A 15166-nucleotide genomic window follows, 5' to 3' on the forward strand; every position below is an offset into this window, starting at 1 on the left:
TGGTTGTCGCGCAGGCGGAAGCGGCCACTACCGGCTTTGGCGATCAACGCACACAGTGGTGGCAAGAACAGCGCGATCAGGATGCACCACAGGGCAACAGTCATGGACAGGACTCCTTGTTCAGTCTTCGGGTCAAAGCTTCATTACCAGCATGCCGGCCAACACCAGCCCGCAAGCTAGGAGTCTCGGCCCGCCAAAAGGTTCTTTCAGGTAGCGCATGCCCAGCAGCACCACCAGGATCACGCTCAACTCGCGCAACGCCGCCGCTTCGGCCACCGACCCCAGGTGCATGGCCCACAGCACCAGCGCGTAACTGAGCAATACACACAGCCCCACTGCCAGCCCCAGGCGCCACTGCAGGCGCCAGAACAATACGAACGGCGCACGCCGCGCCACGCTGGCCAGCAGCGGGAAGGGCCAGGCACTGAGCAAAGTCAGCCACACCAGGTAGTCCCAAGGCTTGCCCCACAGGCGCACGGCCTGGCCGTCGAACCAGGTGTAGCAGCCAATACACAGGCCGATCAGGGCAACAACCGGCAGCATCGACCAGGGCAGCCGGTCCCCGCCACCGCCCTGCCACAGCAGGCAGGCCATGCCACAGGGGATCAGCAGGATGCCGATGATCTGCTGCTGGCTCAGCGATTCCCCGGCAAACGCCAGGGTCAGGCCCAGCACCACCAGCGGTGATAGCCCGCGCATCAGAGGATAGACCAGGCCCAGGTCACCCACGCGATACGCCTGGATCAACAGAAAGCGGTACAGCTGCTCGGCCAGCGCCGAGGCCAGCAACCACGGCCATATGCTGGCTGGCGGCAGCTCGACGAAGGGCACTGCCAGCACCGCGAAGGCCAGCGCCACCGTGTCCATGCTGGCAATCACCAGCAAGCGTTCGCCGCTGAATTTGATCAGGGTATTCCAGGTCGCATGCAGCAGGGCAGCGACCAGCACCAGGGATGTTGCCAACACGCCTTGTTGTCCTTATGGCTGTTTCTGGCTGGGACTATATAGCGTTCGGGGGCCGCTGTGCGGCCCAATCGCCGGCAAGCCAGCTCCCACCTCGACCGCGTTGCTTTCAAGGCTGATGCAGTACCTGTGGGAGCTGGCTTGCCGGCGATTGGGCTGCGCAGCAGCCCCCTTACATGGGAACGATTGGAACGAATCCGGTCAAACCTTGTGTCCCGAACCCCGCGCCAGGTCATCAAAGAACTGCCCGAGCCATTCGGGTTACGACTTGGAAGCCACTCTTACAGGATTCGGGATGCTTGAACTAGTTGCCGCGTTTATCTGCCTTACCACCCTCCTCACCTATGTAAATTACCGTTTCATCGGCCTGCCCCCCGCCATTGGCGTGATGGTAACGGCGCTGCTGTTTTCCCTGATGCTGCAGGGCCTGAGCCTGATCGGCTTCCCTGGCCTGGAAGCGCGCGTCGAAGGGCTGATGAACCAGATCGACTTCAACGACTTGCTGATGCACTGGATGCTGGCATTCCTGCTGTTCGCCGGCGCCTTGCACGTCAACCTCTCCGACCTGCGCAGCTACCGCTGGCCGATCGGCCTGCTGGCCACCGTCGGTGTGCTGATCGCCACGGTCGTCATCGGCTACCTGTCGCACTGGGTGTTCGCCCTGTTCGGCTGGCAGGTACCGCTGATCTATTGCCTGCTGTTCGGTGCGCTGATCTCGCCCACCGACCCGATTGCCGTACTGGGCGCGCTGCGTACCGCGAATGCCTCCAAACCCTTGAAAACCACCATCGTCGGCGAGTCGCTGTTCAATGACGGCACCGCCGTGGTGGTGTTCACCGTGTTGCTGGGCATCATCCAGCTGGGCGAAACGCCAAGCATGGCCGATACGGCCGTTCTGTTCGCCCGCGAGGCCATCGGCGGCGTAGTGTTCGGCGGGCTGATCGGCTACGCCACCTACCGCATGATCAAGAGTGTCGAGCAATACCAGGTGGAAGTGATGCTGACCCTGGCGCTGGTCATCGGCGGCTCGGCGATGTGCTACGAGCTGCACGTTTCGGCGCCGATCGCCATGGTGGTGGCCGGGCTGATCATCGGCAATCTGGGGCGCAACCTGGCGATGAACGACATGACCCGTCGCTACATGGATGGTTTCTGGGAACTGATCGACGACATGCTCAACGCCCTGCTGTTCGCGTTGATCGGCCTGGAACTGTTGCTGCTGCCATTCAACTGGATGCACCTGGCGGCCGGCAGCGTGCTGGCGCTGGCGGTGCTGCTGTCGCGGCTGCTGACGGTGGCCCCGGCGATCGTGCTGCTGCGACGCTGGCGCCCGGTGCCAAAAGGCACGGTGCGTGTGCTGACCTGGGGCGGCCTGCGCGGTGGGGTGTCGGTGGCCCTGGCGCTGTCGCTGCCATTGGGCGCGGAACGTGACCTGCTGCTGTCGATTACCTACATCGTGGTGCTGTCGTCGATCCTGGTGCAGGGGTTGAGCATCGGGCGGGTGGTGCGCAAGGTCAGCGCCCAGCCTTGAGAATGCAGGGGCCGCTTTGCGACCCATCGCGACACAAGGCCGCTCCTACAGGAGATTGCATTCCCCTGTAGGAGCGGCCTTGTGTCGCGATGGGCTGCAAAGCAGCCCCAGAATGTTCATTCCACTGCCGAATCGGGGAACTGGTCCTGAATGTACTTGATCTCGGTCCGCCCGTGGGGCGCCGGCAGGCCGTCTTCGCCAAGGTTGACGAAGACCATCTTGTCGACCGTGAGGATGGCCTTGCGGGTGATCTTGTTGCGCACTTCGCACTTGAGGGTGATCGAGGTGCGGCCAAACTCGGTGGCGGTGATACCCAGCTCGATGATGTCGCCTTGGCGCGAGGCACTGACGAAGTTGATTTCCGATATGTACTTGGTCACCACGCGCTGGTTGCCCAGCTGGACGATGGCGTAGATCGCTGCCTCTTCGTCGATCCAGCGCAGCAGGCTGCCACCGAACAAAGTGCCGTTTGGGTTGAGGTCTTCGGGTTTAACCCACTTGCGGGTATGAAAGTTCATCTGTACTCCTGACCTGCTTGGCTAACGTACAGCAATGATGGCAGAGCGGCCGCTGTCGCTCCATTGAACATCGACTATCGTCGCGATTAATCGACAGAAAACCTTGGGCAAGCCGCCGGGCGCGGCTATAATCTTCGCCGCTTCACATGGCCGCCCACAGCGGCGCCATGCCCGCCACCCATCCGAGGGGCGCTGCAGCAGGCTAGGCCTGTCAGGCTCGGATGGGGCGTTGCTCGCTCTCGCGGGCGCTTAACGCACAACGGCGCCCATTCGCACACTACGAATGGAGGCTCTCATGAGCGCTGCAAACATGCCTGCTGGTTTTACCGATTACAAAGTCGCCGACATCTCCCTGGCCGCCTGGGGTCGTCGCGAAACCATCATCGCCGAATCGGAAATGCCTGCACTGATGGGCCTGCGTCGCAAGTACCTGGCCGAGCAACCGCTCAAGGGTGCGAAGATCCTGGGCTGCATCCACATGACCATCCAGACCGCCGTGCTGATCGAAACCCTGGTCGCCCTGGGTGCCGAAGTGCGCTGGTCGTCCTGCAACATCTTTTCCACCCAGGACCAGGCCGCCGCGTCCATCGCCGCCGCCGGTATCCCGGTGTTCGCCTGGAAAGGTGAAACCGAGCAGGAGTACGAGTGGTGCCTGGAGCAGACCATCCTCAAGGATGGCCAGCCATGGGACGCCAACATGGTCCTCGACGACGGTGGCGACCTGACCGAGCTGCTGCACAAGAAATACCCGCAAGTGCTGGAGCGCGTGCACGGTGTGACCGAAGAGACCACCACCGGCGTGCACCGCCTGCTGGACATGCTGGCCAAGGGCGAGCTGAAAGTCCCGGCGATCAACGTCAACGACTCGGTTACCAAGAGCAAGAACGACAACAAGTACGGCTGCCGTCACAGCCTTAACGACGCCATCAAGCGTGGTACCGACCACCTGCTGTCGGGCAAGCAGGCCCTGGTGATCGGCTACGGTGATGTGGGCAAGGGCTCGGCCCAGTCGCTGCGTCAGGAAGGCATGATCGTCAAGGTCACCGAAGTCGACCCGATCTGCGCCATGCAGGCCTGCATGGACGGTTTCGAAGTGGTTTCGCCGTTCATCGACGGTATCAACAACGGCACCGAAGCCAGCATCGACAAGGCCCTGCTGGGCAAGATCGACCTGATCGTGACCACCACCGGTAACGTCAACGTCTGCGACGCCAACATGCTCAAGGCGCTGAAGAAGCGTGCCGTAGTGTGCAACATCGGCCACTTCGACAACGAGATCGACACCGCCTTCATGCGCAAGAACTGGGCCTGGGAAGAGGTCAAGCCGCAGGTGCACAAGATCCACCGCACCGGCGCTGGCAGCTTCGACCCGCAGAACGACGACTACCTGATCCTGCTGGCCGAAGGCCGCCTGGTCAACCTGGGTAACGCCACCGGCCACCCAAGCCGCATCATGGACGGTTCGTTCGCCAACCAGGTACTGGCGCAGATCTTCCTGTTCGAGCAGAAGTTCGCCGACCTGTCGGCCGAGAAGAAGGCCGAGCGCCTGACTGTTGAAGTACTGCCGAAGAAGCTCGACGAAGAAGTGGCCCTGGAAATGGTCCGCGGCTTCGGCGGCGTGGTCACCCAGCTGACCAAGCAGCAGGCCGACTACATTGGTGTGACCGTCGAAGGCCCGTTCAAGCCGCACGCCTACCGCTACTAAGCGGCAAGCTTGAAGGCTCAAGCGGCAATCAAAGGCAGACCGTGCCATTGCCGCTTGCAGCTCAAGCATCAAGGATCTTGAACGATGCCCAAGCCAGGCCGGCCATGACCGGTCTGGCTTTTACTTGCAGCCTGCCGCTTGAAGCTTGCTGCTAGAGGAACGCCTGATGTCCCAGGAACGCCGTTACAGTTTCGAGTTCTTCCCGACCAAGACCGATGCCGGTCACGAAAAGCTGATGGGCGTGGCCCGCCAGCTTGCCGCATACAACCCGGACTTCTTCTCCTGCACCTACGGTGCCGGTGGTTCGACCCGCGACCGCACGCTGAACACCGTGCTGCAGCTGGAAAGCGAAGTGAAGGTGCCTGCCGCGCCGCACCTTTCGTGCGTTGGCGACACCAAGGCCGAACTGCGTGCCCTGCTGGCCGAATACAAGGCTGCTGGTATCAAGCGCATCGTTGCCCTGCGTGGTGACCTGCCGTCAGGCATGGGCATGGCCAGTGGCGAACTGCGCTACGCCAGCGACCTGGTCGAATTCATCCGCCAGGAAACCGCCGATCATTTCCACCTGGAAGTGGCCGCCTACCCGGAAATGCACCCCCAGGCCCGCAACTTCGAGGCTGACCTGGCCAACTTCGTGCACAAGGTCAAGGCCGGTGCCGATAGCGCCATTACCCAGTACTTCTTCAACGCCGACAGCTACTTCTACTTCGTCGAGCGCGCGCAGAAGCTGGGCGTGGACATCCCGGTGGTGCCTGGCATCATGCCGATCACCAACTACAGCAAGCTGGCACGCTTCTCCGATGCCTGTGGCGCCGAGATCCCGCGCTGGATCCGCAAGCAGCTGGAAGCCTATGCCGACGACACCGCCAGCATCCAGGCGTTCGGCGAAGAAGTGATCACCCGCATGTGCGAACAGCTGCTGCAAGGCGGCGCACCGGGCCTGCACTTCTATACCTTGAACCAGGCCGAGCCGAGCCTGGCGATCTGGAACAACCTGAAGCTGCCGCGCTGAAATTTTTTGCAAAATCTGTTTAAGATTTGATTAAGGCTTTGGTCATAGACTAAAGCCTTATTCATTTTCCGGTTAAACAGGTCTTGCCTGCCATGCAGCACCCCCAGCCATCGCGTCCACAGCTCGTCTACCTGGCTTTTGGCCCGGCAACCTACCATCAGGAAGCCTGCTTCAGCATCGTCAGCGCCCTCGCCCATCTGGGTACGGCAGCAGGCGAAGCCATGGACATCCAGGTCTACACCGACAACCCGCAACCTTATGCCGGCCTGCCGGTCACCGTACACCAGCTGGACGAAGCCACGCGCCAGGCATGGAACGCCCCTCACGGTTACCACTTCCGCAGCAAGCATGTGCTGTTGCGTCAGGTGCTGCAGCAATACCCGCTGGCAGTGCTGATCGACACCGACACCTTCTTCCGCAAGTCGCCGCTGGAGCTGTTTGCCCGGGTAGCCCCCGGCCGCCTGCTGTGCAATGCCATCGGTGCGCGCTATGGCAGCAACCAGAAGTGCCTGCTGTACAAGAACCTGCTGGCCATTCTCGAGTCCAGGGGCCTGGCCGATTGCCAGATGCCACTGGTCAACTCCGGGGTGATCGGCCTCAACGCCGAAGACGCCGGCACCCTGGACCGCTCCATCGCCATGATGGACGAATTCCACCCCCTGGCTCGCGAGGCCTATACCCTCGAGGAGTTCTGCCTGGCGGTGGCGGCCTACCGCACGCTGGAGCTGGCCGAATGCACAGATGTCATCCATCACTACTGGAGCCGCAAGGCGCAGTTTCGCGCCAAGATCCAGGCCTGGCTGCGCAAGCATGGCCATGACCCGCTGAGCCACGCGGCGCTGGCCGACGTGTCCCTGGTCAATGACCAGCTGCCACGGCCGCCGGCCCTGCAACGCCTGGGTTACAAGGCGCTGAGCATGACCCTGCCCAGCCATGAGCGCCAATTCGCCCGCGAGCTGCTGTATGGCTGCTACCCCTACCCCAATGAGTTCGACCGCGCCTGCGCGCCAGCCTGGTGGGACAAGGCCCTGGAAAACCTCAATGCCCGCCATGGCCACATGGAGCCCGAGCAACTGCGCCAGTGCCTGCGCCACCCTGGGATGCGCCTGTCACTGGGCGAACGGCGCAAGGATATCGAGGCGCATCTGCTGAGGTCCTCCCACACTTGATGGAACAGTGGCGGCCTCTTCGCGGGTGAACCCGCTCCCACAACTACAGCACGAGCCTGCAAGCCAGCAGAGATCCTGTGGGAGCGGGTTCACCCGCGAAGAGGCCGGCACAGGAGACCATCACGCCCGCTGGCCTTGGACAGGCCGAGCGCGTAATCTCCGGCCATGCCACCCGTCGCCCGTCTGTTCTGGATCCTGTTTCTCGCCTGCCTGAGCCCGCTGGCCCTGGGCGAGCGGCTGCGCCTGGTGACCGACGACTGGGCACCCTATGTGTACCAGCACGACGGCCAGCCGCGCGGCATCGACTACGAAGTCACCACCCGCGTGTTCGAACGCCTTGGCGTCGAAGTGCAGTGGGAATTCCTGCCATGGAAGCGCTGCCTGGCAATGATCGAGCAGGGCCAGGCCGACGGCATCATGGACATCTTCCAGACCGAGTCGCGCCGGCCCTACCTGGTATACGCCCCCGAACCCATGTCGGAAGTGGAGTTCGTCCTGTTCCAGGCCAGCGCACGTCGCCATGCCGTCAAGGCTCTGGATGACCTTGCCGGCCTCACTGTCGGCACCTCGCCCGGCTACGCCTATGGTGCTACGTTCAACGAGGCCATACATTTCAGGCGCGAAGCCGCGCCTACCCACGAAGCCAACTTCGGCAAGCTGATGCTGGGCCGCATCGACCTGGCAATTACCGACCGCAGGGTCGGCCATTACCTGCTGCGCCATCTGGGCCTGCAACAGCAGGTCGAGGAGCTGCCACTCGTTATCAGCCGTCAGCCGCAATACCTGGGGCTGGTGCGCAAGCCGGGGCGGGAGGCACTGGCCCAGGCCTTCGCCATGGAACTGCAGCGCTTCAAGCGGGAACCGGCTTATGCAGCTATAAGTAACCGCTACACAGACGACATCGGAAACATTCTCAACGCCGTTGAGCAGCAGGAAAGCAGCACAGCGCGATAGCTCTGTTATACTCGGGCCTTCCCGCCCGGCTCACGCCCGGACGCTCGGCCTCGCAACAGGCATCCCGATCGGCATCGACGCGCCTTCGCGTCCACCCTCCGCTACCCGGATGTGCAGTGAAAGCCCAGCTGGACCGGACGCGATCGCATCCCACCGATGCCCGTCGCGCCAGGCAGAACATCCCAAACGGGCCCAGCCCACACGAGAACAGGATTGCCCATGTCCTTTGCTTCCCTCGGTCTCTCCGAGGCTCTTGTCCGCGCTATCGAGGCTGCGGGCTATACCCAGCCGACCCCCGTGCAACAGCGGGCGATTCCCGCCGTGTTGCAAGGCCGCGACCTGATGGTCGCCGCACAGACAGGTACTGGTAAAACCGGCGGTTTCGCCCTGCCGATCCTCGAGCGCCTGTTCCCGGCCGGCCACCCCGACAAGTCGCAGCGCCACGGCCCGCGCCAACCTCGCGTGCTGGTCCTGACCCCGACCCGCGAACTGGCAGCCCAGGTGCATGACAGCTTCAAGGTCTATGCCCGTGACCTTCCACTGGTCAGCGCCTGCATTTTCGGCGGCGTCGGCATGAACCCGCAGATCCAGGCCATTGCCAAGGGTGTGGACGTGCTGGTCGCCTGCCCCGGCCGCCTGCTAGACCTGGCCGGCCAAGGCAAGGTTGACCTGGCCCACGTGGAAATCCTGGTGCTGGACGAAGCCGACCGCATGCTCGACATGGGCTTCATCCATGACGTCAAGAAGGTCCTCGCCCGCCTGCCGGCCAAGCGCCAGAACCTGTTGTTCTCGGCCACCTTCTCCAAGGACATCACCGACCTCGCCGACAAGCTCCTGCACAACCCGGAGCGTATCGAGGTGACCCCGCCGAACACTACCGTCGAGCGTATCGAACAGCGCGTCTACCGCCTGCCGGCCAGCCACAAGCGCGCACTGCTGGCGCACCTGATCACCCAGGGCGCCTGGGAACAGGTGCTGGTGTTCACCCGCACCAAGCACGGCGCCAACCGCCTGGCCGAATACCTGGAAAAGCACGGCCTGACCGCCGCCGCGATCCACGGCAACAAGAGCCAGAACGCCCGCACCAAGGCGCTGGCCGACTTCAAGGCCAACAGCGTTCGCGTGCTGGTCGCCACCGACATCGCCGCCCGTGGGCTGGACATCGACCAGTTGCCGCACGTGGTCAACTTCGAGCTGCCGAATGTCGAGGAAGACTACGTCCACCGCATTGGCCGTACCGGCCGTGCCGGTCGTTCGGGCGAGGCCATTTCCATGGTTGCGCCGGATGAAGAGAAGCTGCTCAAGAGCATCGAGCGGGTAACCAGGCAGAAGATCCCGGACGGCGACCTGATGGGCTTCGACGCCAGCCAGGTAGAAGCCGAAAAGCCTGAAGTGCGCGAACGCCAGCAGAATAACGGCCGTGGTGGTCGCAACCAGCAGGCCCGTGGCGAAGGCGGCAAAGACGCCAACGGCGGCCGCAAGGACAAGGGCAAGGATAAAGGCAAGGCCAAGCAACAGGCTGCGGACAAGCCGGCCGACAAGGAAAAGAGCGGCGACAAGCAACAGCAGCAACGCAAGCCGCGTGACAAGAAGCCGCGCCAGCAGCAACAGCAAGCCAGCAACAGCAGCGTGCCGAAAGCGCCTGTCGACCGTGATCCGGAAGAATTCCTGGACGACGATATCGACAACTTCGGCAACCGTGCCGACTATGTCAGCCCGTACCAGGGCAAGAACCAGGGCCGCAATCGCCGCCCGGGTGGCAATGCCGGCCAAGGTCAGGGCCAGGGTAATGGCCAGCGCAGCAACGCCGGTGGCCAAGCTCGCAATAGCGGCCAGCCGCGCAGCGGCGGTGGCGGTGGCGGCGAGAAACGTCCACCCCGCGCCAACAACGGTGGCGGTGCCCGCCGTGAAGGTGGCGGCCGTGGCCGCCCGGCCCGTGACGATGCTGCCCGGCAAGAGCCGGCCGTGCGCAACCCGCGCCAGCCGGAAAAACAGCCCGTAATCATCCGCAAGGAGTCCAAGCTCGACCGTTACCCGACGCCCGAGCAGTTGGATGACCTGCCAAGCCGCCCGCGCGGTGAGCGCCCGGCGCTACTGACCCGCAAGGGCTGACAAAAAGTATGAGGGGGCCGCTTTGCGGCCCTTTCGCGACACAAGGCCGCTCCCACAGGTATTGCGCTGCAAGTGAAATCTGCGCAATACCTGTGGGAGCGGCCTTGTGTCGCGAAAGGGCTGCGAAGCAGCCCCCTCGGTATTTCAGCTAAAGCAAATTACTTCTGCTTTACACCTTCAACACTGATATCCAGGTCCAGGGTCTGCGAAGTAGCGCCCGGGCCCTTGATGCCGAAGTCGTTCAGGTTCAGCGTGGTGGTTGCGTTGAAACCAGCGCGCTCACCGCCCCATGGGTCCTTGCCTTCACCGTTGAAGGTAGCCTTGAAGGTAACCGGCTTGGTCACACCGTGCATGGTCAGGTCGCCAGTCACGTCAGCGGTCTTGTCGCCAGTCGACTTGACGCTGGTGGAGACGAACTTGGCTTCCGGGTACTTCTTCACATCGAGGAAGTCGGCGCTGGCAATGTGCTTGTCACGCTCGGCGTGGTTCGACCACAGGCTGGCGGTTTTCAGGTCGACGCTGATCTTGCTGGCCTCAGGCTTGGCACTGTCCCAGGTGAAGTTGCCGTCGAAGTCCTTGAAGGTACCGTGAATGAAGCTGTAGCCCAGGTGGCTGATCTTCCAGTCAACGAACGCGTGCTGGCCTTCCTTGTCGATCTTGTACTCGGCAGCCATGGCCTGGCCAGCGGAGAGCAGAGCGGTACCGAGCGCCAGAGCGGCAAAAGTCTTTTTCAACATCCTTACTTCCTTCCTATGCAATTGAGGTTGAGAGTCAAGCTTTGCGGCCCAGCATGCGGGTCAGGGTCGCGTCACGGTCGATGAAATGGTGCTTGAGCGCTGCCAGGCCATGCAGCACGGCAAAAATCACCAAGCCCCATGCCAGCCAGAGATGAATCACGCCAGCAAGGTCTGCCTGGTCGGGCAGGTCGCTGACCAGTGCTGGCACTTCGAACAGGCCGAACACCGGAATGCCGACACCGTCGGCGGTGGAAATCAGGTAACCGGCGATCATTACCGCGAACAGCCCCACGTACAGGGCCAGGTGGCCCAACTTGGCTGCCAGGCGGGTGAATGCGCCGTGGTTGGCCGGTGCCGGTGGCGGCGGGCTGATGAAGCGCCAGACCACCCGCAGCAGCATCACCGCCAGCAGCACCAGGCCGATGCTCTTGTGCAGGTCCGGGCCGGCCTTGCGCCAAGGGCTGTAATAGTCGAGACCGACCATCCACAGGCCCAGGCCGAACAGGCCGAAGACTGCCAGAGCCACGCCCCAGTGCAGGACGATGCTGACCACGCCGTAGCGAGAAGGTGAATTGCGCAGTTGCATGTTGACGTGTTTCCCCGTGAAAGCTGTGCACAGACTAACGCGTAACGTATCGAAGAAAAGCGGAAAAAATTGCTTTGGATTATCGAGAAATCCGATATGTATTCTGTAACCTTGCCATTAAGGAAACATTAACGATAGACGGAGCGTTCGCGGTTGCCAGTGCCGGCCCTTTCGCGGGTAAACCCGCTCCCACAGGTCCGGCACAGGCATCAGGAACTGCGCCGACCCTGTGGGAGCGGGTTTACCCGCGAAAGGGCCGGCACTGTTAATAAATCAACCGGCCTTGGCTTGGGTATTGGCTACAGCTTTCTTGGCCGGTTCGGACTTGGCAGTCGCTTTCTTGGCCTCGGCAGGCTTGTGGGCCGGTTTGTGCGCCGGTGCATGCTTGCCAGATGCAGCCTTGGTCGCAGCAGGCTTGGCCGCCGCTTCCTTGACCACTGGTGCTGGCGCAACCGGGGCCGGCGCTGCTTGTGGCGCTGGCGCAGGTGCCGGCGCCACTTCTTCAGCCTTGGCGATCGGCTCGGCCTTCACCTCAGGCTTGTCCGCCCCGCCAAACAGGCGCTTGAAGAAGCCCGGCTTGTCCTGCCTGGCCTCCTCGTCCTTTTTCGGCTCGGCCTTGGCAGGGGCCTTGTCAGCCTTGTCGCCCTTGTCGTCAGAGCCGCCAAACATATTGGAGAAGAACCCACCCTTGCTCTCCTTGGCCGCCACGGCACCTGCAGCTGCTGCTGCCGCCACCGGTGCCGCCTTGGCCGGGTCGAACGACTTGCCGGCCAGCAAGTCCTGTACCTGGCTGGCCGCGCGCTGGCCGCTGCGCAGGGCGCCTTCCAGGGTGCCTGGGTAGAGGGCGTCGGTATGCTCACCGGCAAAGCTGATGCGCTGCACCGGGCGCTCCCACAGGCGCCAGTACTTGCTGATCTGGCCCGGGCCATAGGCCAGGTAGGCGCCGCCGGTACCGGCGTCGGTGCTGTAGCGCTTGACCTCGTAGCCGGTGAACGAGCCACGCGCCTGCGGGTAGAACGCATGCAGGCGAATCAGCACCTGGTCGACCATTTGCTTGTCGCCGAACGCCTGCAGCAGACGGGCGTTGTCACCCGACAGGTTGATCACCACGTTGGCGCCACCCTTGAGCGCAGGCTCGATCCACAGCATGCCCAAACCAGCGTTACTGAAGATTTCGCCCGACATGCGCGCACGGCTTTCCCACACCGGCTTCTTGAACTTGAGCATCAGCTGGTCGCGCCAGCCATAGTTGGTGCCTTTCAACGCCGCCAGGTGCTGGCTGTCCAGGCCCGGAGTCATCTGGATCTTGGCCAGGGCACGCAGAGGGACGGCCATGACCAGGTAATCCGCCTGATAGCCGACGCTGCCAACCTTGACCGTGACACCGTCCTTGTCCTGGACGATGGAGGTAACCGGCGAACTGGTCTTGATTGTCTTCAGTTGCTTGACGAATGCCTGGGCCAGTACCGGGCTGCCGCCGGGCAGGCGCGCGGCACGCAGGTCACGGTCGCTGACGCCGCGATATACGCGGTTCTGCTGGGCAAAGTACAACAGCGACAGACGCGATGGCTCATCGTAGCGGGTACGGATCTGCTGGTTGACCAGCTGACGGGCGGTGGACGGCAGTTGCAGCTTGTCCAGCCAGGTGGAGACGTTGATCTGGTCGAGGGCGAACAGCGTGCTGTTGGCTTGCGGGTTCAGCGGGTCGTCGATCGAACGGGCCAGGTCATCGAGGGTTTTCTCGTAACGCTTGAGCGCCTCGGCGGTGGCCGGCTGCTTGGTGGCCAGGTCGGTGGCACTGAAATATTCGCCGTCGATCAGGTAACCGGGGGTACGGACGAACTCCGGTGCCGGCAGTGTTTCAAGTTTGAAACGGTCGAGGTATTGGTTGAGCACCGGCTGCGCCTTCGCGTTGCCGATCCACTCGCTGGTGGCCAGGCCCGAGCGCCCGCCCATGCCTGGCTTGGCTTCCAGCAGCGTCACCTGCCAGCCTTTGCTCTGCAGCTCGTAGGCGGCCGTCAGGCCCGCCAGGCCGCCACCCACGACGATCGCCGAAGGTGTCTTGTCCTTTGCCAGCGCGGCGCCGCTGGACACACCAATCAATACCAACGCGCACAGGCGCACCCAAGCAGCAGCCATGTCGGCGAACTCCGAGTCAGGGGGTTACAGAAACGGGGAGAGGCAGGAATGCCCCGGGAGAGATGCGTTAAGAATACGTCAGGTCCGCCGACCCTGCCAGCGCAGTGACATCAAGTCCTTTTCGCCACTGACATTTTTACCTGCGGCGAATTCGAACGGTGGCAAGCGAAGCTGGCAACCCGATGAACAGCGGCGGTTGTCCTGCCCTGCGGCATTGCTTAGGCTTACGCGGTCGAACCAAGCCGCAAAGCCAGGAGAAGTGCCCATGGGCCTCAATGATCAGTGGATGCAACGCGACCTCAAGGTCCTGTGGCACCCCTGCACCCAGATGAAAGACCACGAGCAGCTGCCGCTGATCCCGATCAGGCGCGGCGAAGGCGTGTGGCTGGAAGACTTCGAAGGCAAGCGCTACCTGGATGCGGTGAGCAGCTGGTGGGTCAACGTGTTTGGCCACGCCAACCCGCGCATCAACCAGCGCATCAAGGACCAGGTCGACCAGCTGGAGCACGTGATCCTGGCCGGTTTCAGCCACCAGCCGGTGATCGAGCTGTCCGAACGTCTTGTAGCCATGACCCCCGCCGGCCTCGACAGGGTGTTCTATGCCGACAACGGTTCGTCGTGCATCGAAGTGGCGCTGAAGATGAGCTTCCACTACTGGCAGAACGTCGGCAAGCCAGGCAAGAAGCGCTTCGTCACCCTGACCAATAGCTACCACGGCGAAACCATCGCCGCCATGTCGGTCGGCGATGTGCCGCTGTTTACCGAAACCTACAAGGCACTGCTGCTCGACACCCTCAAGGTGCCCAGCCCCGACTGCTACCTGCGGCCCGAAGGCATGAGCTGGGAAGAGCACTCGCGCAACATGTTCCAGGCCATGGAGCAGACACTGGCCGAGCACCACGCCTCGATCAGTGCGGTGATCGTCGAGCCGCTGATCCAGGGGGCGGGCGGCATGCGCATGTACCATCCGGTGTACCTCAAGCTGCTGCGCGAGGCCTGCGACCGCTACGACGTGCACCTGATCCACGACGAGATCGCCGTGGGCTTCGGCCGCACCGGCACCATGTTCGCCTGCGAACAGGCCGGCATCCGCCCCGACTTCCTGTGCCTGTCCAAGGCCCTGACCGGCGGTTACCTGCCACTGGCCGCCTGCCTGACCACCGACAAGGTGTACCAGGCGTTCTACGACGACTACCCGACCCTGCGCGCGTTCCTCCACTCGCACAGCTACACCGGCAACCCGCTGGCCTGCGCCGCGGCGCTGGCAACCCTGGATATCTTCGAGCAGGACAACGTGATCGAGGCCAACAAGGCCCTGGCCACCCGCATGGCCACCGCCACCGCGCACCTGGCCGACCACGCGCATGTGGCCGAGATTCGCCAGACCGGCATGGCCCTGGCTATCGAGATGGTCCAGGACAAGGCCGGCAAGGTCGCCTACCCGTGGCAGGAGCGCCGTGGTCTGAAAGTGTTCGAGCATGCCCTGACTCGTGGCGCCCTGTTGCGGCCGCTGGGCAGCGTGGTGTACTTCCTGCCGCCTTATGTGATTACGCCAGAGCAGATCGACTTTTTGGCAGAAGTGGCCAGCGAAGGCATCGACATCGCCACCCGCGATAGCGTCAGCGTGGCCGTACCGGCCAACTTCCACCCCGACTTCCGTGACCCGGGCTAAGCCCGAAAGCCCGCCGCGTACTCTGTGGGAGCGGGTTCACCCGCGAATGCAATAGTGGAGTCACCGCC

12 protein-coding genes, 1 pseudogene and 1 riboswitch are annotated in these 15166 nt (G+C 63.1%); of the genes and pseudogenes, 7 read left to right on the forward strand and 6 right to left on the reverse strand.

From position 1 onward, the window contains the following. Positions 1 to 104, reverse strand: a pseudogene (locus tag JV551A3_RS31545) (MAPEG family protein); the annotation flags it as partial. A gap of 28 nt (positions 105 to 132) precedes the next feature. Beyond that, entirely contained in the window at positions 133 to 966 is an 834-nt protein-coding gene (locus JV551A3_RS28850) for an EamA family transporter (protein WP_133979339.1), read from the reverse strand. A gap of 292 nt (positions 967 to 1258) precedes the next feature. On the opposite strand from JV551A3_RS28850, the gene JV551A3_RS28855 reads away from it, so the two are divergent. Continuing rightward, positions 1259 to 2494, forward strand: coding sequence for a cation:proton antiporter (locus JV551A3_RS28855; protein ID WP_133979341.1), 1236 nt, complete (start codon positions 1259 to 1261; stop codon positions 2492 to 2494). A gap of 116 nt (positions 2495 to 2610) precedes the next feature. Here the strand turns inward: JV551A3_RS28855 and JV551A3_RS28860 are convergent, their stop codons facing one another. Further along, entirely contained in the window at positions 2611 to 3012 is a 402-nt protein-coding gene (locus tag JV551A3_RS28860; protein WP_009399312.1) for an acyl-CoA thioesterase, read from the reverse strand. A gap of 178 nt (positions 3013 to 3190) precedes the next feature. Then, positions 3191 to 3287: riboswitch (S-adenosyl-L-homocysteine riboswitch) on the forward strand. A gap of 20 nt (positions 3288 to 3307) precedes the next feature. On the opposite strand from JV551A3_RS28860, the gene ahcY reads away from it, so the two are divergent. From ahcY to JV551A3_RS28885, 5 genes are all read left to right on the forward strand, one after another. Next, a complete protein-coding gene (gene ahcY, locus JV551A3_RS28865) occupies positions 3308 to 4717 on the forward strand; it encodes an adenosylhomocysteinase (RefSeq protein WP_025340892.1) in 1410 nt (469 codons plus the stop codon). A 166-nt stretch (positions 4718 to 4883) separates the two neighbouring features. Then, positions 4884 to 5729, forward strand: a complete 846-nt coding sequence (metF, locus tag JV551A3_RS28870) for a methylenetetrahydrofolate reductase [NAD(P)H] (RefSeq protein ID WP_025340893.1) — start codon at positions 4884 to 4886, stop codon at positions 5727 to 5729. Positions 5730 to 5821: 92 nt separating this feature from the next. Next, positions 5822 to 6898: a hypothetical protein gene (locus tag JV551A3_RS28875; RefSeq protein WP_133975891.1), complete on the forward strand. Its 1077-nt coding sequence runs from the start codon at positions 5822 to 5824 to the stop codon at positions 6896 to 6898. Positions 6899 to 7063: 165 nt separating this feature from the next. Continuing rightward, positions 7064 to 7852: a substrate-binding periplasmic protein gene (locus JV551A3_RS28880; RefSeq protein WP_133975893.1), complete on the forward strand. Its 789-nt coding sequence runs from the start codon at positions 7064 to 7066 to the stop codon at positions 7850 to 7852. A gap of 219 nt (positions 7853 to 8071) precedes the next feature. Further along, entirely contained in the window at positions 8072 to 9964 is a 1893-nt protein-coding gene (locus JV551A3_RS28885; RefSeq protein ID WP_177421386.1) for a DEAD/DEAH box helicase, read from the forward strand. Between the two features lie 158 nt (positions 9965 to 10122). Here the strand turns inward: JV551A3_RS28885 and JV551A3_RS28890 are convergent, their stop codons facing one another. From JV551A3_RS28890 to JV551A3_RS28900, 3 genes are all read right to left on the reverse strand, one after another. Further along, positions 10123 to 10701, reverse strand: coding sequence for a YceI family protein (locus tag JV551A3_RS28890; RefSeq protein ID WP_133975895.1), 579 nt, complete (start codon positions 10699 to 10701; stop codon positions 10123 to 10125). Between the two features lie 34 nt (positions 10702 to 10735). Then, the gene (locus tag JV551A3_RS28895) at positions 10736 to 11287 is read right to left on the reverse strand and encodes a cytochrome b (RefSeq protein ID WP_133975897.1); all 552 of its coding nucleotides are present in this window, start codon (positions 11285 to 11287) and stop codon (positions 10736 to 10738) included. 273 nt (positions 11288 to 11560) lie between these two features. Then, on the reverse strand, positions 11561 to 13426 hold the full coding sequence (locus JV551A3_RS28900) for a flavin monoamine oxidase family protein (RefSeq protein WP_133975899.1): 1866 nt from the start codon (positions 13424 to 13426) through the stop codon (positions 11561 to 11563). A 265-nt stretch (positions 13427 to 13691) separates the two neighbouring features. On the opposite strand from JV551A3_RS28900, the gene JV551A3_RS28905 reads away from it, so the two are divergent. Continuing rightward, positions 13692 to 15098: an adenosylmethionine--8-amino-7-oxononanoate transaminase gene (locus JV551A3_RS28905; RefSeq protein WP_133975902.1), complete on the forward strand. Its 1407-nt coding sequence runs from the start codon at positions 13692 to 13694 to the stop codon at positions 15096 to 15098. Positions 15099 to 15166 lie beyond the last annotated feature (68 nt).

This window comes from Pseudomonas inefficax (assembly GCF_900277125.1).
In the GTDB taxonomy this organism is placed as follows: Bacteria; Pseudomonadota; Gammaproteobacteria; order Pseudomonadales; family Pseudomonadaceae; genus Aquipseudomonas; species Aquipseudomonas inefficax.